The 21,676-nt window shown below is 65.4% G+C and carries 18 protein-coding genes; 7 read left to right on the forward strand and 11 right to left on the reverse strand.

What is annotated here, in order from left to right; genetic code table 11:
* Window positions 1–114: 114 nt before the first annotated feature.
* Window positions 115–1,311 (forward strand): amino acid aminotransferase, encoded by a 1,197-nt coding sequence (locus AO057_RS12870; RefSeq protein WP_057676334.1) that lies wholly within the window; start codon window positions 115–117, stop codon window positions 1,309–1,311.
* A 55-nt stretch (window positions 1,312–1,366) separates the two neighbouring features.
* On the opposite strand, the gene AO057_RS12875 is transcribed toward AO057_RS12870, so the two are convergent.
* Genes AO057_RS12875 through AO057_RS12885 form a run of 3 tightly spaced genes read right to left on the reverse strand, consistent with a single transcriptional unit; the run spans window position 1,367 to window position 2,981 of the window.
* Window positions 1,367–1,732, reverse strand: coding sequence for a hypothetical protein (locus AO057_RS12875; RefSeq protein WP_057676335.1), 366 nt, complete (start codon window positions 1,730–1,732; stop codon window positions 1,367–1,369).
* Between the two features lies 1 nt (window position 1,733).
* Window positions 1,734–2,642 carry a patatin-like phospholipase RssA gene (gene rssA / locus AO057_RS12880; protein WP_057676336.1) on the reverse strand — a complete coding sequence of 303 codons (909 nt, stop codon included), beginning with the start codon at window positions 2,640–2,642 and terminating at the stop codon, window positions 1,734–1,736.
* Between the two features lie 21 nt (window positions 2,643–2,663).
* Complete coding sequence (locus tag AO057_RS12885) at window positions 2,664–2,981, reverse strand: DUF6172 family protein (RefSeq protein WP_057676337.1); 318 nt, start codon at window positions 2,979–2,981, stop codon at window positions 2,664–2,666.
* A 101-nt stretch (window positions 2,982–3,082) separates the two neighbouring features.
* On the opposite strand from AO057_RS12885, the gene AO057_RS12890 reads away from it, so the two are divergent.
* Window positions 3,083–4,315 (forward strand): DEAD/DEAH box helicase, encoded by a 1,233-nt coding sequence (locus AO057_RS12890; RefSeq protein ID WP_057676338.1) that lies wholly within the window; start codon window positions 3,083–3,085, stop codon window positions 4,313–4,315.
* An 11-nt stretch (window positions 4,316–4,326) separates the two neighbouring features.
* Window positions 4,327–5,067 (forward strand): sulfite exporter TauE/SafE family protein, encoded by a 741-nt coding sequence (locus AO057_RS12895; protein WP_057676339.1) that lies wholly within the window; start codon window positions 4,327–4,329, stop codon window positions 5,065–5,067.
* A 270-nt stretch (window positions 5,068–5,337) separates the two neighbouring features.
* Here AO057_RS12895 and AO057_RS12900 read toward each other — a convergent pair whose 3' ends face one another.
* Together AO057_RS12900 and ygiD are read right to left on the reverse strand one after the other, a co-directional pair.
* Window positions 5,338–5,925, reverse strand: coding sequence for a chalcone isomerase family protein (locus AO057_RS12900; protein ID WP_057676340.1), 588 nt, complete (start codon window positions 5,923–5,925; stop codon window positions 5,338–5,340).
* 106 nt (window positions 5,926–6,031) lie between these two features.
* Window positions 6,032–6,892: a 4,5-DOPA-extradiol-dioxygenase gene (gene ygiD, locus AO057_RS12905; protein ID WP_082605649.1), complete on the reverse strand. Its 861-nt coding sequence runs from the start codon at window positions 6,890–6,892 to the stop codon at window positions 6,032–6,034.
* 197 nt (window positions 6,893–7,089) lie between these two features.
* On the opposite strand from ygiD, the gene AO057_RS12910 reads away from it, so the two are divergent.
* Both AO057_RS12910 and rsxB read left to right on the forward strand, forming a co-directional pair.
* Window positions 7,090–8,397, forward strand: coding sequence for a polyhydroxyalkanoate depolymerase (locus tag AO057_RS12910; protein WP_057676342.1), 1,308 nt, complete (start codon window positions 7,090–7,092; stop codon window positions 8,395–8,397).
* 23 nt (window positions 8,398–8,420) lie between these two features.
* Window positions 8,421–9,080 (forward strand): electron transport complex subunit RsxB, encoded by a 660-nt coding sequence (gene rsxB / locus AO057_RS12915; protein WP_057676343.1) that lies wholly within the window; start codon window positions 8,421–8,423, stop codon window positions 9,078–9,080.
* A gap of 7 nt (window positions 9,081–9,087) precedes the next feature.
* On the opposite strand, the gene AO057_RS12920 is transcribed toward rsxB, so the two are convergent.
* The 6 genes from AO057_RS12920 to scpA all read right to left on the reverse strand — a co-directional run bounded on the left by AO057_RS12920 (window position 9,088) and on the right by scpA (window position 18,293).
* Window positions 9,088–10,575, reverse strand: a complete 1,488-nt coding sequence (locus AO057_RS12920) for a methyl-accepting chemotaxis protein (RefSeq protein ID WP_240480779.1) — start codon at window positions 10,573–10,575, stop codon at window positions 9,088–9,090.
* 145 nt (window positions 10,576–10,720) lie between these two features.
* On the reverse strand, window positions 10,721–11,188 hold the full coding sequence (locus tag AO057_RS12925) for a VOC family protein (protein ID WP_057676344.1): 468 nt from the start codon (window positions 11,186–11,188) through the stop codon (window positions 10,721–10,723).
* Complete coding sequence (locus AO057_RS12930) at window positions 11,188–13,236, reverse strand: acetyl-CoA carboxylase biotin carboxylase subunit (RefSeq protein WP_057676345.1); 2,049 nt, start codon at window positions 13,234–13,236, stop codon at window positions 11,188–11,190. Before AO057_RS12930 ends, AO057_RS12925 begins: the two co-directional genes overlap by 1 nt.
* Window positions 13,237–13,551: 315 nt before the next feature.
* Entirely contained in the window at window positions 13,552–15,084 is a 1,533-nt protein-coding gene (locus AO057_RS12935; protein ID WP_057676346.1) for an acyl-CoA carboxylase subunit beta, read from the reverse strand.
* 27 nt (window positions 15,085–15,111) lie between these two features.
* Window positions 15,112–16,062, reverse strand: a complete 951-nt coding sequence (gene meaB, locus AO057_RS12940; RefSeq protein ID WP_371258282.1) for a methylmalonyl Co-A mutase-associated GTPase MeaB — start codon at window positions 16,060–16,062, stop codon at window positions 15,112–15,114.
* 74 nt (window positions 16,063–16,136) lie between these two features.
* A complete protein-coding gene (gene scpA, locus AO057_RS12945; RefSeq protein ID WP_057676348.1) occupies window positions 16,137–18,293 on the reverse strand; it encodes a methylmalonyl-CoA mutase in 2,157 nt (718 codons plus the stop codon).
* A gap of 102 nt (window positions 18,294–18,395) precedes the next feature.
* Here scpA and AO057_RS12950 point away from each other — a divergent pair, with 102 nt between their 5' ends.
* Both AO057_RS12950 and AO057_RS18485 read left to right on the forward strand, forming a co-directional pair.
* Window positions 18,396–19,031 carry a GntR family transcriptional regulator gene (locus tag AO057_RS12950; protein ID WP_057676349.1) on the forward strand — a complete coding sequence of 212 codons (636 nt, stop codon included), beginning with the start codon at window positions 18,396–18,398 and terminating at the stop codon, window positions 19,029–19,031.
* A 46-nt stretch (window positions 19,032–19,077) separates the two neighbouring features.
* Window positions 19,078–21,669 (forward strand): sensor domain-containing protein, encoded by a 2,592-nt coding sequence (locus AO057_RS18485; RefSeq protein WP_168163374.1) that lies wholly within the window; start codon window positions 19,078–19,080, stop codon window positions 21,667–21,669.
* Window positions 21,670–21,676: the final 7 nt, after the last annotated feature.

Genomic DNA, 21,676 nt, shown 5'->3' on the forward strand with positions numbered 1-21,676 from the left:
GAGCCCGTTAAAATTAGGGCTAACCCGAAAGAATACGTCATTCCGGTGCCGGGTGCAGCCCGCTGCCGGAGTGGCATGAATCCACCCGCTTCACCACTTTTCCAAGGAACCGACATGTCCATGTTCTCCGCCGTCGAAATGGCACCGCGCGACCCCATCCTGGGTCTGAACGAACAGTTCAACGCCGACACCAACCCCAAGAAGGTCAACTTGGGTGTGGGTGTGTATTTCGACGACAACGGCAAGCTGCCCCTGCTGCAGTGCGTACAGGCCGCCGAGAAGGCCATGATGGACAAACCCACCGCCCGCGGTTACCTGCCCATCGACGGCATTGCCGCCTATGACGCCGCCGTCAAGGGCCTGGTCTTCGGCGCCGACAGCGAGCCGGTCAAGAGCGGCCGGGTCGCCACCATCCAGGGCATCGGCGGTACCGGCGGCCTGAAGATCGGCGCCGACTTCCTCAAGAAGCTCAACCCGAACGCCAAGGTGCTGATCTCCGACCCGAGCTGGGAAAACCACCGCGCCCTGTTCACCAGCGCCGGCTTCGAAGTCGGCAGCTACCGCTATTACGACGCGGCCAAGCGTGGTGTGGACTTCGCCGGCATGCTGGCCGACATCCAGGCCGCTCCGGCCGGCACCATCGTGCTGCTGCACGCCTGCTGCCACAACCCCACCGGCTACGACATCACCGCCGCCCAGTGGGACCAGGTGATCGCCGCGATCAAGGCCAAGGGCCTGGTGTCCTTCCTCGACATGGCCTACCAGGGCTTCGGCAACGGCATCCAGGAAGACGGCGCCGTGATCGGCAAGTTCGTCGCCGCCGGCCTGGACTTCTTCGTCTCCACCAGCTTCTCCAAGAGCTTCAGTCTTTATGGCGAGCGCGTCGGCGCCCTGAGCGTGCTGTGTGCCAGCAAGGATGAAGCCGACCGCGTGCTGAGCCAGCTCAAGATCGTGATCCGCACCAACTACAGCAACCCGCCCACCCATGGCGGCGCCGTGGTAGCTGCCGTGCTGAACAACCCCGAGCTGCGCGCCCTGTGGGAAAAGGAGCTGGGCGAGATGCGCGTGCGCATCAAGGCCATGCGCCAGACGCTGGTCGACGGCCTCAAGGCCGCCGGCGTGAAACAGGACATGAGCTTCATCACCACCCAGATCGGCATGTTCAGCTACTCGGGCCTGAGCAAGGAGCAGATGGTGCGCCTGCGCAGCGAGTTCGGCATCTACGGCACCGACACCGGCCGCATGTGCGTGGCCGCACTCAACAGCAAGAACATCGACTACGTCTGCCAGGCGATTGCCAAGGTGGTGTGAGCCGATTCGGACTGAGACAGAAAAGCCGCCCGGTGGCGGCTTTTTCATGCGCGGCCTAGAGATCGAACTTGAGCCGGAACGCTGCGCAGAACTGCTCACTGCCACTGAGCACCAGTGTCACCGTGTGACGCGGAGGACCGGCCGAACCCGGCTGGCTGCTGAAGCGCCGCGTCACCTCGTCGTAGCCCAGGGTCTCCGGCACCGTCCACTCCTGTTGCCCTTGCAGCAGGTAGTCCCACTCCCCGCCCTCCTCCAGCGGCGCGCGCTGATGGGGAAAGGTGGCATGGGCCCAGTCCAGCACCTGCGCGATCTCGGCCTGCAGGACGGTCAGTCGCGCCGCCGGGACCGAGGCCATGGCCTCGAACGTGCCATGGCCGTGCCCGTCTTCGTTGTAGTCGAAGTCCAGGTACTGCAGCATCATTTCAAACCAGCAAATCCCGGATGTGCGGCAGCGCGAACTCGGCGGCGCGCTCGCCTTCGGCGATGGTGCCGGCCGCCAGGTGGTAGTCCATGGCGGCCACCTCGTTGAGCCGGGGGCGGATCACCACGTCGGCCGGCTCGCCGGCCAGGCGGCTTTGCGTGATGCGCATCTGCATGATGTTGAGGCTGGTGGTCAGCACGTCCAGCATGGAGGGCATGGGCAGCCCGGCGTCCTTGCCATTGGTCGTCTTGGCCGGGCGCAAGCGGGTGAGGATGGCCTGCAGCATCCCGCCCTGCGGGGCTTCCTCGACCTCGGCATCGCGCGCATGGCTGGCCACGCGGCTGTGGTGCAGCATGATGTCCCAGTTCAGGTCCACGGCGATGACGATGTCCGCCCCCATGGCACGGCACAGCGAGACGGGCACCGGATTGACCAGACCACCATCGACGAGCAGGCGTCCTTCATGCTGCGCCGGGGTGAACAGGCCCGGCAGGGCGATGGAGGCGCGCACCGCCTCGATCACCGGTCCCTCGCGCAACCAGACCTCACGGCCGGTATACAGCTCGGTGGCCACGCAGGCATAGGCCTTGTGCAGGCCGGCGATGCCCTGGTCCTCGTAGCGGCTGCGGAAGAAGTCCAGCAGCTTGCCGCCTTCGATGAGACCGCCACCCATCTTGAAGTCCATGAGCCCGAGCACGGACTTCCAGGTCAGGCTTTTGACCCAGGGCTCCAGGCGGTCAAGCTCGCCGGCCGCATAGACGGCCCCCACCAGCGCCCCGATGGAGGTGCCGCAGACGATATCGGGCGAAATGCCGGCGCGCTCCAGTGCACGGATGACGCCGATGTGCGACCAGCCGCGCGCCGAACCGCTGCCCAGGGCCAGGCCGATGCGCAGGGGCTTCTTGCTCATGCTCGCGCTCCCGGCCATCCCTCAGTCGTCCTGGTCCTCTGGCCCGCTGCCCGCCGGGCGGGCCTTGCGGTTGCCGTTCTTGACCAGCACTTCCACATACACCGCCGTGGCACCGTCCTTGGCGGCAGCGTCGATCTGCTCGATGAGGTTGCCGAAGTGGACGGGCACGGCCGTGTCGGCACTGAGGCCGAACCGGCAATCGAAGTCCCAGAAGTCGACCCCTTCGGGCAGGGCCACGCGCCGCTGGCGTTTGACGTATTTGCGGATGTCGTGCTTGACGGCGTCGAGCACGCGGTCCGGGTTTTTGCCCTCGATGTGGAGCGGATAGGTTTTGCGCACGATGGGCCTTGGTAAATTTCGCGAGGGGCTTGATTATCGTCGTCCCACGCCTGTGCCGGCAGCGGAGCGCTTAAACTGGGTGCCCTTTCCCGAAGTTGCTCATGCCATTTTCCTCCCTGGGCTTGTCGCCCGCCCTGCTGCGGGCGCTCAGCGCCCGGGCCTACACCGCCCCCACGCCCATCCAGGCCGCGGCCATTCCGGCCGCGCTGCAGGGCCGCGACGTGCTGGGCTCGGCGCAGACCGGCTCGGGCAAGACCGTCGCCTTTGCACTGCCGCTGCTGCAGCAGCTGGCGCAGGTTGCGGCTGAAAAACCCCGGCGAGCCCGCGCGCTGGTCCTGGTGCCCACCCGCGAACTGGCCGCCCAGGTCGGCGAGGAGTTCCGCAACCTGGCCCAACACCTGGACGCGCCGCTCAAGGTGAGCGTGGTGTTTGGCGGCGTGTCCATCAACCCGCAGATGATGGGCCTGCGCGGCGGCACCGACATCGTGGTGGCCACCCCCGGCCGCCTGCTGGACCTGCTGGACCACAACGCGCTCACGCTGGCCGGCGTGCAGGCGCTGGTGCTGGACGAGGCCGACCGCCTGCTGGACCTGGGCTTTGCCGAAGAGCTGGCGCGCATCCTCTCGCTGCTGCCAGCCCAGCGCCAGAACCTCTTTTTCTCGGCCACCTTCCCTCCCGCCGTCCAGGCCCTGGCGCACACCCTGCTGCAGGACCCGCTGCGCATCGACGTCCTGCCAACACCGCAGGACCGGCCCGATATCCTGCAGCGTGCCATCGCCGTCGATGCGGCCCGGCGCACCCAGCTACTGCGCCAGCTGATCTCCCAGGAAAAATGGAGCCGGGTGCTGGTGTTCGTGGCCACCAAACACGCCGCCGAGATCGTGGCCGACAAGCTGCGCAAGGTCGACATCGATGCCGAGCCCTTCCACGGCGAGCTGAGCCAGGGCAAGCGCACGCAGGTGCTGGCCGACTTCAAGGCCGAGCGGCTGACCGCGGTGGTGGCCACCGATGTCGCGGCACGCGGCCTGGACATCACACAGCTCCCGGTGGTCGTGAACTACGACCTGCCGCGCTCCACCAGCGACTACACCCACCGCATCGGCCGCACCGGTCGTGCCGGTGAAAGCGGGCTGGCCGTGAGCTTCGTCAACGCCGGCACCGAGGCGCACTTCCGCTTGATCGAAAAACGCCAGGGCCTCCAGTTGCCACGCGAAGTGATCCCCGGTTTCGAGCCGGCGGAAACCGCCCCGCCAGCCGCCGCCGGGACAGGCGGTGTCAAGGGCAAGCGCCCGAGCAAGAAAGACAAGCAACGCGCCGCCGCACGTGGCGACTGAACGGCCCGACCATGCCGGACCTCCTGACCCTGCTCTTTGCCGAACCGGTGATCACCGTGGCCTACATGGTCTTCGGCCTGGTGGGTTTTGGCTCCACCCTGGTCAGTGCACCCTTGCTGGCCCACCTGCTGCCCGTCTCCACCGTGGTGCCCACGCTGGCGCTGACGGACATGGTGGCGTCCTGGTCCAATGGCTGGCGCCTGAGCGAACATGTGGTGCGGCGCGAGCTCTGGCGCCTGGTGCCCTGGCTGCTGGCCGGCAGTGCACTGGGCGCCTGGCTGCTCTTCACCCTGCCGGTCACGCTGCTGATGCCGGCGCTGGGTGCCTTCGTGGTGCTGTACGCGCTCAACGGCCTGCGGCCCAAGGCCGTGCCAACCCAAGCGCTGTCGCCGCGCTGGGCCTGGTGGTACGGCAGCGTGGGCGGCATGTTCAGTGCGCTGTTCGGCGCGGGCGGCTGGGTCTACTCGCTCTACCTGCTGCGCCGCCTCGACGATGTGCAGCAGATCCGCGCCACGCAGACGGCCGTCTTGATGTTCAGTTCGGTGGTGCGCGTGGCACTGTTCCTGCTGGCGGGCCGCCTGCTGGACCCCGAACTGCTCTGGCTGGTGCTGTGCCTGCTGCCGGCCGTGGCGCTGGGCCTTTACATCGGCCACCATGTCAGCCTGCGGCTGGACAAACGGCGCTTCCTGCTGGTGCTGCACGGCGTGCTGCTGCTCACCGGCAGCAGCCTGCTACTGCGCTCGCTGTTCTAAGAGCCTGTTCACGGTCTCCCAGGGGCCGCGCAAGCACCTTGCCGGGATGGGATGCAAGGCGCAAAACGAAGCTGGGCTGATGCCCAGCGAGGCTTTGCAACGCCGCAGACCGCCCGGCAAGGTGCTTGCCCTTCGGGTTGGGGCGAAATCGGGCGATTTGCCCACCAAATCCCTTGCATGGGCATGAGCCCATGCGGCGGAATATTGGCGGCCAACTCATCCCGATTGCGCCCCAACGCGACCCCTGGGAGACCGTGAACAGGCTCTAAGTTATTGGGAAGCGGACAGGCCCAGCAGGGCGTCTTTCAAGGTCCAGTCGGCCGGATCCTGGCCCAGCCAGATGCGCAGCAAGGCGCCGTAGAACTCGGGCTCGGGAAACGGCTCGCCGACCGGGACACCGCGGATGGTGATCACCGTCCCCTTGCCTGGGACCCAATCCATGTTGATGACTTCGCCGACCTTCATCTTGCGTGCATCGTAGAAGACCTGGCTCATGCGCATCACGCTGCCGACGATGCGCGTGTACTCTTCATTCGGAGTATTGGACTTGATGCCCCTGATGAACAGCCGGCCCAGTTCCTCGGATGCGATCTCGCGCACAAAGGTCAGCGTCAGGCGCTTGGGCCCGGGGATCGCCAGCACATCGGGCAGGGTGCCCGCCTTCTTGCCGAGGTACAGACCGGCGGTATAGACCTTGAACACGGCCTTGTAGCGTGTGCCTGCGCCGTTGAGCTGCAGCTTCGCTCCGCCCAGTTCGATGTTTTCTTCGTATTTCACGCCCTGGATTTCGCGGGCCGGAACCTGCAAGGACAGCAGGCCCAGGGTGCACAGGAGCAGCGCTTTCAGAATTCGACTCATTTGTTCCTCTGATCGTTGTTGGGTAATAGCGGCATTGTCACTGCCTTACAGAGGCTTACAAATGGGCCTGCGCAAGCGATTGCCCAGGGTCGCTCAGATTACCTTGCTAGCCCCAGATGACCGAACGCATGGAGATCGAGGCTCCCTGGAAACTGGCGTTGAAGAAGCGCACGGACTCCCCTGAGTCCGCAGCGCCCGCTGCGTACAGCAGGGGCAGGAAGTGGTCGTGCGTGGGATGGGCCAGTCGGGCCAGTTCGCCCAGTTGCAGGAAGTCCGTCAGTGCATTCAGGCGCCCCTGTGCGATGTGCTCGCCCATGAGGTGGTCGAACTCCAGGGCCCAGTCATAGGCCTGGTCGTTGGAGGCGCCCCGGCGCATGGTGCGCAGGTTGTGCACCATGTTGCCGCTGCCCACGATGAGCACGCCGCGCTCGCGCAGGCCGCGCAGTTGCTGGCCGAGTGCATAGTGTTCGGCCGGCGGGCGGCTGTAGTCCATGCTGAGCTGCAGCACCGGAATATCCGCCTGCGGAAACATGGGCTTGAGCACCGACCAGCTGCCGTGGTCGTAACCCCATTCAGCCTGGTCCACGCCCAGGGGCTGCTGGCTGGCGGGCTGGCGCAGTTCGCCGGCCAGGGCCTGCGCCACCCGCGGCGCGCCCGGTGCCGGGTATTGCTGGTCGAACAGCGCCTGCGGAAAGCCGCCGAAGTCGTGGATGGTGGGCGGTTTTTCCATGCCAGTGAGCCACCAGCCGCGTGTGAGCCAATGCGCCGAGATGCACAGGATGAGTTGCGGCCGGGGCCAGCGGGCCTGCGCGCCGCTGCCGAATTCACGGCCCAGGACCTCCCAGCGGGGCCGGAACTCATTGGGTTCGATCACGTTCAGCGGGCTGCCGTGCCCGATGAAGAGCACCGGCATGCGCGGACTGGGCTGGAGCTGGGTGAGGCTGGTCGCCCCGGCAATGGCGGTCATGGGCATTCCGGTCAGAAGGCTGGCGCCAGGGCCCAGGGCCGTGGCAAGAAGGATGCGGCGCTGCATGGTCAGGGTCTGTTCACGCCAATTGTCGCCTTTGTGTCCCTCTGGCCCGTCGATTAGGTGCAATTACCCAGACCGCAAAGCCCTACAACTGCTATATTGCACTGCAGCAATCCGCTGAAAGCGAGTCCGCCATGCTGTACCAGCTCTACGAAACCCAGCGCTCCCTGATGGAGCCCTTTGCCGATCTGGCCGTGACCACGGCCAAGGCCTTCAACAACCCGCTGTCGCCGCTGGCCCACCTGCCCCATGCACAGCGCATGGCAGCCGGCTATGCGCTGCTGCACCGCTTGGGCAAGGACTACGAAAAACCCGAATTCGGCATCCGCACGGTGGGCGTGGACGGCATCAACGTGGCCATCCACGAACGCGTGGAGTTGGACAAGCCCTTCTGCGAACTGCGCCGCTTCAAGCGCTTCACCGACGACCCGGCCACCCTGACCAAGCTCAAGGCCCAGCCCGTGGTGCTGGTCGTGGCGCCGCTCTCGGGCCACTACGCCACGCTGCTGCGCGACACCGTGCGCACCATGCTCAAGGACCACAAGGTCTACATCACCGACTGGAAGAACGCGCGCATGGTGCCGCTGTCGCAGGGTGAGTTCCATCTGGACGACTACGTCAACTACGTGCAGGAATTCATCCGCCACATCCAGGCCGAATACGGCAACTGCCACGTGATGAGCGTGTGCCAGCCCACGGTGCCGGTGCTGGCCGCCGTCTCCCTGATGGCCAGCCGCGGCGAGGCCACGCCGCTGACCATGACCATGATGGGCGGCCCGATCGACGCGCGCAAATCACCCACGGCCGTGAACAACCTGGCCATGACCAAGAGCCACAGCTGGTTCGAGAACAACGTGATCTACCGCGTACCCAGCAACTTCCCCGGCGCGGGCCGGCGCGTCTACCCGGGCTTCCTGCAGCACGCGGGTTTCGTGGCCATGAACCCGCAGCACCACGCCAAGAGCCACTACGACTACTTCGAGCACCTGCTCAAGGGCGACGACACCAGCGCCGATGCGCACCGCCAGTTTTACGACGAGTACAACGCCGTGCTCGACATGGACGCGCACTACTACCTGGAAACCATCAAGACCGTGTTCCAGGACTTCAGCCTGGTGCAGGGCAGCTGGGATGTGAAGGGTGTGGACGGCCAGGTCGAGCGCGTGAAGCCGCAGGACATCAAGACCACCGCGCTGCTCTCGGTCGAGGGCGAGCTCGACGACATCTCCGGCTCGGGCCAGACCGAGGCCGTGCACGACATCTGCAGCGGCGTGCCCAAGGCCCGCCAGCATCACCTGGAAGCCAAGGGCGCCGGCCATTACGGCATCTTCTCGGGCCGGCGCTGGCGCGACATCGTCTACCCGAAGGTCAAGGCCTTCATCCTGGACCACAACACCCCGGCCAAGGCTGGCGGAAAAAAGTCTGCCAAATCGGCCGCCTGAGAGCGGCCCCCGATAATCCGGGCATGCCCGCGACCGCCGCCCAGATCCTCGATGCCCTGCCCCAGACCCAGTGCACGCGCTGTGGTTATCCGGACTGTGCGGCTTATGCCCAGGCCATCGCGGCGGGTGATGCCGCCATCAACCAATGCCCGCCTGGCGGCGCAGAAGGCATCAGCCGCCTGGCAGCGCTGACCGGCCTGCCCGCGCTGCCCCTGGACCCCGCGTTCGGTGCCGAAGGCCCCCTGACCGTTGCCGTGATCGACGAGGACTGGTGCATAGGCTGCACGCTGTGCCTCAAGGCCTGCCCCACCGACGCCATCCTGGGCGGCAACAAACGCATGCACACCGTGATCGAGCCCTGGTGCACCGGCTGCGAGTTGTGCATCCCGGTCTGCCCGGTGGACTGCATCCAGATGGAAAACGTCAGCGGCAAGCGCACCGGCTGGGCCGCCTGGTCGCAGCCGCAAGCCGACACCGCACGCCAGCGTTATGCCTTCCACGTGCTGCGCCTGCAGCGCGAGCAGCAGGAAAACGAACAGCGCCTGGAGGAAAAGGCCCGCGCCAAGCTGGCCGATCTGCCAGCCCACAGCCAGCACACCGACCCCGCCGTGCTGGACCAGAAACGCGCCGTGATCGAGGCGGCCCCGGCCCGCGCGCGCGCGCGCCGCGCGGGCAGCCCTTGATCCCGGCTCAGGAAGCGACCAGGTTCTTGTACACGCCGCAGCCGACGTAGACGTCGTCGACCTGCTGCACATAGGACATCTTGGTCTGCACCGCACCGGTGGCGGGATTGGTGATGTCGTATTCCACCCAGCCCGGCTCGTGCTCGGCCTGCGCGACGATGGATTCGAGCAGGCCCTGGCCGTCGATGCCCGGGATGTCCTGCACCCGGGTGCCCACCTTGGCCGGGTTGCCGCCGAAGGCCAGATAGGCGCCGCTGCGATCCAGCGCGAAGACATACATGTCGCGGTCGTGGAAGCCCTGGGCGGGATCGGTCAGGCCGCGCAGGAAGCTGTCGCGGCTGCTCTGCTGGCGGAAGGCGATGGCGCGCTGCACCAGCGCGAGCGCCTCATCGGCCGTGCCCTGCTGCAGCCGGAAGGCCGCCACCGCCTGGGCCAGCGTGGAGGCGCGCTGCTCCAGCTTCTCCGCCTGCTCAACCGCATGTTCCACCATGGTCGCATTACGCTGGGTGATCTCGTCGAGCTGGCGGATGGCGGCCGTGATCTCGTTGAGCGAGGTACTCTGCTCGGCGCTGGACACCGAGATGTGGGACATGCTCTCGGCCACGCCGCGGATGCCCGGAACGATTTCGCCGATGCTGCCGCCCGCGGCGCGGATCTGCGTCACGCTGGCCGCCACCTGGCTGGAGGAAGCACCGATGAGCTGGCGGATCTCCTTGGCCGACTCGGCGGAGCGTTGCGCCAGCGAGCGCACCTCGGCCGCCACCACGGCGAAACCACGCCCGGCCTCACCGGCCCGCGCGGCCTCGACGGCGGCATTGAGCGCCAGGATATTGGTCTGGAAGGCCAGGCTGTCGATCACGCCGATGATCTCGTTCATGCGCTGCGCACTGCTCTGGATCGCCTCGACCGACTGCACGGCCTGCACCATGCCCTGGGCGCCGCGGTCGGCCACGTCACGCACCTGGGCGGCCTGGCTGTTGGCCTGCTGCGTGGTCCGCGCATTGCCCTGCACGGTGCTGGAGAGCTCCTGCACGCTGGCCGAGGTCTGCTCCAGATTGGCCGCCTGCTGCTCGGTGCGGTCCGACAGCTCGCGGTTGCCTGCCGCCAGGCTCTGACCCGCATGCGCCACCAGAGCCGAGTTGCTGCGGATGCTGGCCACCATGCCCGACAGGCTGGCCACCATGCCCTGCATGGCCTCGGCCATGGCGCCGAGCTCATCCCGGCCGCGGATCTCCACCTTCTCGCGCAGATTGCCGTGCGCTGTCTGCTCCATGAAATGCATGACCCGGCGCAGGTCGGCCATGAAACTGAAATAGAAGGCCAGCATCAGGTAGACCAGGGCCAGCAAGGCGCAGACGCCCGTGACGATGCCGACCCACTCCATCGCGACGTAGGCCAGCAGCATGACCACATTCAGCAGGACCAGCTTGCCGGCCAGGGACAGGCGGCGCATGAGCCATGCGCCAGGCCCGAAAATCTGTTTGATGATGCCCATGACGGATCCCGGTGACGTATGCCTCTCAAGCAAGGCGGGTCTGATCACAATTCAAGCTCGACCTCATCGAACCGGAACTGAAGCGCCCGATACCCTCACAAGTATAGGGATACGCCCTTCGGGAAACTTACGGGGTTTGTCCCTATCAAGTCAGGGCGGCCACCACCTCGGGGGGCGCCTGCACCAGTTCGATCAGCACGCCCTCACCGGCAATCGGAAACTCGTCGTTCGACTTGGGATGCAGGAAACAGATGTCGTAGCCGGCCGCACCCTTGCGGATACCGCCGGGCGCAAAACGCACGCCTTGTGCGGTGAGCCATTCCACGGCCTTGGGCAGATCGTCGATCCACAGGCCCACGTGGTTGAGCGGCGTGGTGTGCACGGCCGGTTTCTTCTCGGGGTCCAGCGGCTGCATCAGGTCCACCTCGACCTTGTAAGGCCCGGAGCCCATGGCGCAGATGTCCTCGTCCACGTTCTCACGTTCGCTCCTGAACGTGCCCGTGACCTGCAGGCCCAGCATCTCGACCCAGAGTTTTTGCAGACGGGACTTGTCGGGCCCACCGATGGCGATCTGCTGGATGCCCAGCACCCTGAAGGGGCGTTGGACAGCCATCACTGGAACTCCACGATCGGCTGATCGACCGTGAGTGACTCGCCCTTGCTCGCCAGCACCTTGGCCACCACGCCATCGGCAGCGGCGAACAGGACGTTCTCCATCTTCATGGCCTCGATCACGGCCACGCGCTCGCCCGCCTGCACTTTCTGGCCCGGCTGGACCGCCACGTCGACCAGCAGACCCGGCATGGGCGAGAGCACATAACGGCTCATGTCCGGCGGCGCCTTGTGGGGCATGAGCCGGTGCAGTTCGGCCATGCGCGGCGAGATCACCAGCGCTTCGATCAGTGTGCCGTTGTGCTGCAGGCGCAGGGCAAGTGGATTCCGGGTGGTCCCGCGCTCCACCTGGGTCGTGAAGGGCCGGCCGTCCACGGTGCCGGTGATGATGATGTCGTTCAGGCGCGAGGTGCTGCATATCTCGTAGTTCTTGCCACCCACGCGAACCCGCGCCTTGCCGGTCTCGCCGACAAACTCGTCGACATGCACGGAGCTATGCACGTGCTGGCCGTCGGCCCCCAGGGTGATGACCACGTAGTCCTTGCCGGCATCCACGGAATACCCCGGCAGCTGGCCGGAGATCGTGGTCGTGCGCTCGCGTGATTTGCGACGCACAAAAGCCGCCAGCGCCACCAGGAAGTTCGGATCTGCGTGCGGCACGTCTTCCGAGGAGAAGCCCTTGCCGTAATGCTCGGCGATGAAACCGGTGTTGAAGTCACCCGCCACAAACTTCGGGTGCGCCAGCAGCGCGGCCTGGAAGGGGATGTTGGAACTGATGCCGCGGATGACAAAGCCGTTGAGTGCCTCGCGCATCTTGCCGATCGCATCCAGGCGGTCCTGGCCGTGCACGATGAGCTTGGCGATCATCGAGTCGTAGTACATCGGGATCTCGCCGCCATCCTGCACGCCGGTATCGACGCGCACGCCCTGCAGGCTCTTCGTGTCGGACTGCCACATGCTCTGCGTCGGCGGCGTGAAACGCACCAGGCGGCCGGTGGACGGCAGGAAGTTGCGGAAGGGGTCCTCGGCGTTGATGCGGCACTCGATGGCCCAGCCATTGCGCTTGACGTCGGCCTGGGCCAGCGGCAGCTTTTCTCCGGCTGCCACGCGAATCATCAGCTCCACCAGGTCCAGGCCGGTGATGCACTCGGTCACCGGGTGCTCCACCTGCAGCCGGGTGTTCATCTCCAGGAAGAAGAAGCTCTGGTCCTTGCCGACCACGAACTCCACCGTGCCGGCGCTCTGGTACTTCACGGCCTTGGCCAGGGCCACGGCCTGCTCGCCCATGGCCTTGCGGGTCGCGTCCGAGATGAAGGGGCTGGGCGCCTCCTCGATCACCTTCTGGTGGCGGCGCTGGATCGAGCACTCGCGCTCGTTCAGGTAGATCACATTGCCGTGGCTGTCGCCCAGCACCTGGATCTCGATGTGGCGCGGCTCCTCGACGAACTTCTCGATGAAGACGCGGTCGTCACCGAAGCTGTTGCGTGCCTCGTTGCGGCAGCTGGTGAAGCCTTCCAGCGCCTCCTTGTCGTTGAAGGCCACGCGCAGCCCCTTGCCGCCGCCACCGGCCGAGGCCTTGATCATCACCGGATAACCGATGCCCTTGGCGATCTCCACGGCGCGCTCGGCTGATTCAATGGCCTCGTTCCAGCCCGGGATGCAGTTCACCTTGGCTTCGCCGGCCAGCTTCTTGGAGGCGATCTTGTCGCCCATGGCGGCGATGGAATAGTGCTTGGGACCGATGAAGACCAGCCCCTCCTCCTCCACGCGTTTGGCGAAGTCCTCGTTCTCGGACAGGAAACCGTAGCCCGGGTGGATGGCCTGCGCGCCGGTCTGCTTGGCGGCGGCGATGATCTTGTCGGCCACCAGATAAGACTCACGGCTCGGTGCCGGGCCCAGCAGCACGGACTCGTCGGCCAGCAGCACGTGGCGCGCGTCGCGGTCGGCTTCCGAATACACCGCCACGGTGGCGATGCCCATCTTCTTGGCGGTGGCGATCACCCGGCATGCAATTTCGCCACGGTTGGCAATCAATATCTTCTTGAACATGTCAGTTTCCTTATCGAGAATCTGTTTCGATCTCTACACAATGAGCTTCTGAGCCCGCAATGGGCGCGGCGCATCTACCTCCGCTCATGTCCCCCGCCCTTCGGGCTCCTCCTTTACTTCGCTGCGGCAGACACACCGCACCCATTGCTGCGAAGAAAGTTGGGAAGGAGACGCAGGAATACCCAGCCATCAGGATTGGGTTGCCTGGGTGTTTTGCACAGGTAAAGGAGGAGCCCGAAGGGCGGGGGACACGGAGCAAAACGCCCAGGCAACCCAATCCGGCACGGTACAAAGTCATGGCAAAACCTGCGTGACTCACAAAGGAATATTTCCGTGCTTGCGCCACGGGTTCTCAAGTTTCTTGTCCTTGAGCATCACTAGCGATCGGCAGATGCGCTTGCGCGTCTCGTGCGGCAGGATCACGTCGTCGATGTAACCACGCGCGCCGGCCACGAAGGGGTTGGCGAAGCGGGCCTTGTACTCGGCTTCCTTGGCGGCCAGCTTGGCCGGGTCGCCCTTGTCCTCGCGGAAGATGATCTCCACCGCACCCTTGGCGCCCATGACGGCGATCTCGGCGTTGGGCCAGGCGAAGTTGACGTCGCCGCGCAGGTGCTTGGAGGCCATCACGTCGTAGGCGCCGCCGTAGGCCTTGCGCGTGATGACGGTGATCTTGGGCACCGTGCACTCGGCATAGGCGTAGAGCAGCTTGGCACCATGCTTGATGATGCCGCCGTATTCCTGGCTGGTGCCGGGCATGAAACCGGGCACGTCGACAAACGTCACCACCGGAATGTTGAAAGCATCGCAGAAGCGCACGAAGCGTGCCGCCTTGATCGAGCTCTTGATGTCCAGGCAGCCCGCCAGCACCAGCGGCTGGTTGGCCACGATGCCCACCGTCTGTCCGTCCATGCGCGCAAAACCGATCAGGATGTTCTTGGCGTACTCGGGCTGGATCTCGAAGAAATCACCGTCGTCCACGGTCTTGACGATCAGCTCCTTCATGTCATAGGGCTTGTTGGGGTTATCCGGCACCAGGGTGTCCAGGCTGCGCTCCATGCGGTCGATCGGGTCGCCGCTCTTGCGCACCGGGGCCTTCTCGCGGTTGTTCAGCGGCAGGTAGTTGTAGAGGCGGCGCAGCATCAGCAGCGCCTCCACGTCGTTCTCGAAGGCCAGATCGGCCACACCGCTACGGGTGGTGTGGGTCAGCGCGCCACCCAGTTCCTCGGCGGTCACCTCCTCGTGCGTGACCGTCTTCACCACGTCGGGCCCGGTGACGAACATATAAGAAGAGTCCTTCACCATGAAGATGAAGTCGGTGATCGCCGGGCTGTACACGGCGCCGCCGGCACTCGGCCCCATGATCATGCTGATCTGCGGGATCACGCCCGAGGCCAGCACATTGCGCTGGAACACCTCCGCATAACCGCCCAGCGAGGCCACGCCTTCCTGGATACGGGCACCGCCCGAGTCGTTGAGGCCGATCACCGGCGCGCCGGCCTTCATGGCCTGGTCCAGGATCTTGCAGATTTTTTCCGCATGGGCCTCGGACAGCGCACCGCCGAAGACCGTGAAGTCCTGGCTGTAGACGAAGACCAGGCGGCCGTTGATCATGCCGTAGCCGGTGACGACGCCGTCACCCGGGATCTTGTTGTCCTGCATGCCGAAGTCCACGCAGCGGTGTTCGACGAACATGTCCCACTCTTCGAAGGTACCTTCGTCGAGCAGCACTTCCAGGCGCTCACGTGCCGTGAGCTTGCCCTTGGCGTGCTGCGCGGCAATGCGCTTCTCGCCGCCGCCCAGGCGGGCTGCGGCGCGTTTTTGCTCCAGTTGTTCCAGGATGTCGTGCATGGTTCGTCCTCTGTTGATTCAGTCTTGTCAGGTTTTTTGTTCGTAGGCCTGCAGCAGCTGGCGCGCGGCGGTGGAGGCTGCCAGGCGACCGGCCGTGACTTCTGCGCCCAGTTGCGGCAACAGTTTGCGCACCTGCGGGTGCGCGCGGAAAGCCTGCTTGAGCCCCGACTCGATACGCTCCCACATCCAGGCCTGGGCCTGGCCCTCGCGCCGCGCTGCCAGTTTGCCGCTGGCGGTCTGCAGGGCACGAAACTGCGTGACAGCCGCCCAGAAAGCATCCACGCCCTGGCCCAGCAGGGCACTGAGCTGGACCACCTTGGGGTGCCAGATCTTTTCGTCGTGGTGCGCGTGCTCCGGATGGCCATGTTGGCCCAGCAGGCGCAAGGAAGAGGTGATCTGCGCCTGCGCGCGCGTGGCGGCAGCAGCATCGATATCGGCCTTGTTGATCACCACCAGGTCGGCCAACTCCATCACGCCCTTCTTGATGGCCTGCAGATCGTCGCCGGCATTGGGCAGCTGCATCAGGCAGAACATGTCCGTCATGCTGGCCACGGCGGTCTCGCTCTGGCCCACACCCACGGTCTCGACGATGACGATGTCGTATCCCGCGGCCTCGCAGACCAGCATGGCCTCACGCGTCTTCTCGGCCACACCACCGAGCGTGCCGCTGGACGGGCTGGGGCGGATGTAGGCTTTTTCGTCCACGGAGAGTTTTTCCATGCGGGTCTTATCGCCCAGGATGGAACCACCGGAAACGCTGGAAGACGGGTCCACCGCCAGCACCGCCACGCGATGCCCATGGCCGATGAGGTAGAGGCCCAGCGCCTCGATGAAGGTGGACTTGCCCACACCGGGCACGCCGCTGATCCCCAGGCGAAACGCGCCGCCCGTATGCGGCAGCAGGGCCGTCAGCAGCTCGTCGCCCTGGGCGCGGTGATCGGCCCGGGTGGACTCAAGCAGCGTGATGGCCTTGGCCATGGCGCGACGCTGCTGGGCGGGAGTTCCCTGCAGGATGCCGTCCAGTAGAGAAGGATGGCTCACCGCCGTTACTTTCAAGCGTGGGCTTTCTTGATCTGCTCCAGCACGTCCTTGGCGCTGGCCGGGATCGGGGTGCCGGGGCCGTAGATGCCCTTGACGCCCGCTTCATAGAGAAAGTCGTAGTCCTGACGCGGAATGACGCCGCCGACGAAAACGATGATGTCGTCTGCGCCCTGCTTCTTCAGCTCGGCGATGATGGCCGGCACCAGGGTCTTGTGGCCTGCCGCCAGCGTGGAGACACCCACGGCATGCACGTCGTTCTCGATGGCCTGGCGCGCGCACTCTTCGGGGGTCTGGAACAGCGGGCCCATGTCCACGTCGAAGCCCAGGTCGGCAAAGGCCGTGGCCACCACCTTGGCGCCGCGGTCATGGCCGTCCTGGCCGAGCTTGGAGATCATCACGCGCGGACGACGGCCATGCACCGTCGCGAAGTCGGCGATTTCCTTCTTGAGTGTTTCCCAGCCCTCGGCCGAGTCGTAGGCAGCTGCGTACACACCGGTCACCTTTTGTGTATCGGCGCGATGGCGCCCGAAAACCTTCTCCAGCGCATCACTGACCTCGCCCACCGTGGCGCGCAGGCGGATGGCCCGGATCGACAAGTCGAGCAGGTTACCACTGCCTTGCTCGGCAGCCTGGGTGAGCGCGTCGAGCGCGGCCTGCACCGCCTTGCCGTCGCGGCTGACGCGGATGGCCTTGAGGCGTGCGATCTGCCCGTCGCGCACCGCCACGTTGTCGATATCGCGCGCCTCGATCGGGTCTTCCTTCGCGAGCTTGTACTTGTTGACGCCGACGATCACGTCCTTGCCCGAGTCGATGCGCGCCTGCTTCTCGGCCGCTGCGGCCTCGATCTTGAGCTTGGCCCATCCACTGTCCACCGCCTTGGTCATGCCGCCCATGGCATCGACCTCCTCGATGATGGTCCAGGCCGCGTCAGCCATGTCTTGCGTCAGCTTCTCCATCATGTAGCTGCCGGCCCAGGGGTCGATCACGTTGGTGATGTGGGTCTCTTCCTGGATGATGAGCTGGGTGTTGCGCGCGATGCGCGAGCTGAACTCGGTGGGCAGGGCAATGGCCTCATCAAATGAATTGGTGTGCAGGCTCTGCGTACCGCCAAACACAGCCGCCATGGCCTCGATGGTGGTGCGCACCACGTTGTTGTAGGGGTCCTGCTCGGTCAGGCTCCAGCCGCTGGTCTGGCTGTGCGTGCGCAGCATCAGGCTCTTCGGTGCCTTGGCGTTGAAGCCCTTCATGATGCGGCACCAGAGCAGGCGCGCGGCGCGCATCTTGGCGATTTCCAGGTAGAAGTTCATGCCGACCGCCCAGAAGAAGGACAGGCGGCCCGCGAAGTCGTCCACGTCCATGCCCTTGGCGATCGCCGTCTTCACATACTCCTTGCCGTCGGCCAGGGTGAAGGCCAGTTCCAGCGCCTGGTTGGCGCCGGCTTCCTGCATGTGGTAACCCGAGATCGAGATCGAGTTGAACTTCGGCATGTTCTTCGCCGTGTACTCGATGATGTCGCCGATGATGCGCATGCTCGGCTCAGGCGGGTAGATGTAGGTGTTGCGAACCATGAACTCCTTGAGGATGTCGTTCTGGATGGTCCCGCTCAACTTGTCTTGCGACACGCCCTGCTCTTCCGCCGCCACCACGTAACCCGCCAGCACCGGCAGCACGGCGCCGTTCATGGTCATGGAGACGCTCACCTTGTCCAGCGGGATCTCGCTGAACAGGACCTTCATGTCCTCCACGCTGTCGATGGCCACACCGGCCTTGCCCACGTCACCTGTCACGCGGGGATGGTCGCTGTCGTAACCGCGGTGCGTGGCCAGGTCAAAGGCCACACTCACGCCCTGCCCGCCGGCGGCCAGGGCCTTGCGGTAGAAGGCGTTGGACTCCTCAGCCGTGGAAAAGCCGGCGTACTGGCGGATGGTCCAGGGCCGAACGGCGTACATGGTGGCTTGCGGGCCGCGCAAATACGGCTCGAAACCGGGCAGCGTGTCGGCGTGCGGCAGGTTTTCGGTATCGGCCGCCGTGTACAGCGGCTTGACCGCAATGCCATCGGGCGTGAGCCAGTTCAGGGCCGCTACATCGCCGCCAGGGGCGGACTTGGCGGCGGCCTTGTGCCAGGCCTCAAGGCTGGCGCTTGCGAATTCGGTTTTTTTCTGGCTCATGGCAAAGCGGCGGCCCCGGGAAGGCCCTTTATTTTGTTGCGCGGAGTTTACATCATTCATAATTATTGATGCAAAATATCGACTCCACCTACAATCCCGCCCATGTCTGCCGTTTCCCTCTCCCCCCGCGCCCTCTACGAAGAAGTGGCCGAGCTGTTGCGCCAGCGCATTTTCAGCCGCGAGCTGGAGCCCGGCAGCTGGATCGACGAACTGAAGATTGCCGAAGACTACGGCATCAGCCGCACCCCCCTGCGCGAGGCGCTCAAGGTCCTGGCCGCCGAAGGCCTGGTAACCATGAAGGTGCGCCGCGGCGCCTACGTCACCGAGGTCAATGAAAAGGACCTGGTGGACATCTACCACCTGCTGGGCCTGCTGGAGTCGGACGCCAGCGGCGTGGTGGCCCGGCACGCCACGGACGAGCAGTTGCGCGAACTGCAGAACCTGCACGAGTCGCTGGAAGCCAGTGCCCAGGACCGGGATCGATTCTTCGAGCTCAACGAGCGCTTTCACATGCGCCTGCTGGAGATCGCCGACAACCGCTGGCGCAACCAGATGGTGGCCGACCTGCGCAAGGTCATGAAACTCAACCGGCACCACTCGCTGCTCAAGTCCGGTCGGATCGAGGAATCACTGGCCGAACACCGCGCCGTCATGACCGCGCTGCAGGCACGCGATGCCGCGGCCGCCACGAAAAGGATGCTGGAGCACTTCCGCAACGGACTCGAAGCGGCAACCTGAGACTTTTGCACTGGCCGCCCGGCCTGAATTGCCCTATCCTGAGTTCATGGCCCCACCGCCCGGAGACACCTTCGAACCCGGCATCCAGCAGACCTTGCTGGAGTACCAGGCCATTCTGGAAAACGCCTCGGTCGGCATCCTCTTCACGCGTGACCGCAAGGTCCTGCACTGCAATCCGCGTTCCTCCGAGATCTACGGCTGGCCGCATGGTGAACTGGTCGGCCAGCCGGGCTCCGTCTTTTATCCCAGCCAGGAAGCCTATGAGGCCATGGGCCGCCAGGCAGGCCCCCTGCTGGCATGCGGCGAACTGCTGGACGTGGAACTGTCCATGCGACGCAAGGACGGCAGTGAGGTCTACTGCCATATGCGGGCCAAGGCCATCAACCCGGCCAACACGGCCGAGGGCACGATCTGGATCATCGAGGACATCAGCGAACGCAAGCGTGAGCAGGCCAGCCTCGACGAACTGCTGCAACGCCAGCAGGCCATCCTGGAAAACGCCTCGGTCGGCATTCTCTTCACCCGCAACGGCCAGATCGTGCATTGCAACCCACGCATGGAAGCCATCTACGGCTGGGCCCCGGGCAGCCTGATCGGCGAGTACGCACGGGCCTTTTTTGCCGACGACGAAGACTACCGGGCTTTCGGTGCCGCCGTCGGCCCCATGCTCGCGCGTGGCGAACTGGTCGACATCGCCTGGCGACATGCCCGCCGCAACGACGGTGTCGTGATCTGGAGCCGGCACCTGGCCAAGGCCCAGCCCAATCTGGACGGCAGCCCAGGCGCCATCTGGATCAGCGAGGACATCAGCGCACAGAAAGCCGCGCAGCAAGCCCTGGCCGATGCGCGCCATGAACTCGAGCGCCGGGTCGAGGAGCGCACCCAGGAACTGGCGACAATCAACGAGCAGCTGCAGCATGAAATCGCCGAACGCGCCGCCGCGGAACAGCACCTGCGCACCGAGGAAGCGCGCTTTCGCGACCTGTCAGAAATGTCCTCCGACTGGTTCTGGGAAATGGATGCCAACTTGTGCTTCACGGAGATATCCGGCGGCCACCTTGCCTCCCCTCCCAGCAAGGAGGGCAGCGCCCTGGGCAAGCAGCGCTGGGACCTGCCCATCGTGGGGGTGACGCCGGAACAGTGGGCCGAGCACCGCCGCGCGCTCGACGCGCGCCAGCCCTTCAAGGATTTTGTCTACCAGTTGCGGAACAGAGACGGCGAACTGCGTTGGTGCGTGATCAACGGCAAGCCGGTGTTCGAGGACGGTATCTTCAAAGGCTACCGCGGCACCGGCTCGGACATCACGCAGCGCAAGCAGGCCGAGCAGCGAGTCGAGTTCCTGGCCTACCACGATCCGCTGACCGGCCTGCCCAATCGACTGCTGCTCGAAGACCGGCTGCAGCAGGCCATCACCCAGGCCGATCGCAACCGCAGCGGCCTGGCCCTGGTTTTCCTGGACCTGGACAACTTCAAGAAGATCAACGACTCGCTGGGCCACGCCACCGGCGACGCCCTGCTCAAGGAAGTCGCAACACGGCTCAAGCATTGCGTGCGCGACAGCGACACCATCAGCCGCCAGGGGGGCGACGAGTTCGTGCTCATCCTGCGCGAGCAGCACGGCACCGAGAGCTGCCTGCCGGTGTTGGCCAAGATCATGGAGCTGCTGCAGGAACCCTTCTTTTCCGACGGCAACGAACTCTCCACCTCGGCCTCGATCGGCGTCGCGCTGTACCCGCAGGACGGCAGCGACTTCGACATCCTGCGCAAAAAGGCCGACATGGCCATGTACCGCGCCAAGGAGGCAGGCCGCAACACCTATCGCTTCTTCGACGAAGCCATGGACGAGGAGGCGGTGGAACACCTGCTGATGCGCAGCGGTCTGCGCCGTGCCCTGGAGCGCGGCGAGTTCGTGCTGCACTACCAGCCGCAGATCGAGCTGGGCAGCGGCCGGGTCATCGGCGTCGAGGCCCTGCTGCGCTGGGAGCACCCGGAATTCGGCCTGATCCATCCCGCCCGTTTCGTGCCGGTGGCGGAGGACAGCGGCCTGATCGTGCCCATCGGCGACTGGGTGATCCAGGAAGCCTGCCGCCAGGCCCAGGCTTGGCAGAACGCCGGCATGCCCGCCCTGATGATGGCGGTCAACCTCTCGGCCGTGCAGTTCCAGCGTGGCAGCATCGAAGACACCGTGGTGCAGGCGCTGGCCGGCACGGGCCTGGACCCGTCACGGCTGGAGCTGGAGCTGACCGAATCCATCCTGATCCAGGACGTCGAGCAGGTCATGACCACGGTCCGTCGCCTCAAGCAGCTGGGCGTGAAGCTGGCCATCGACGACTTCGGCACCGGCTACTCCAGCCTGTCCTACCTGAAGCGTTTCGACATCGACAAGCTCAAGATCGACCAGAGTTTCATCCGCGACTTGGCCAGCGACCCGGACGATGCAGCCATCGTGCGCGCCATCATCCAGATGGCGCACAGCCTGGACCTGCTGACCATCGCCGAGGGCGTGGAAACACCGGACCTGCTGCTGCAATTGCAGAGCTTCGGCTGCGACGAAGCCCAGGGTTACCACTTCGCCCGCCCCATGCCGGCCGCGGAGTTCGAACTTTATATGGGCAGCCGCAAGACCGGCCTGCACTGAACCCGCA

It is taken from the genome of Curvibacter sp. PAE-UM, assembly GCF_001432305.1.
Taxonomy (GTDB): domain Bacteria; phylum Pseudomonadota; class Gammaproteobacteria; order Burkholderiales; family Burkholderiaceae_C; genus Hylemonella.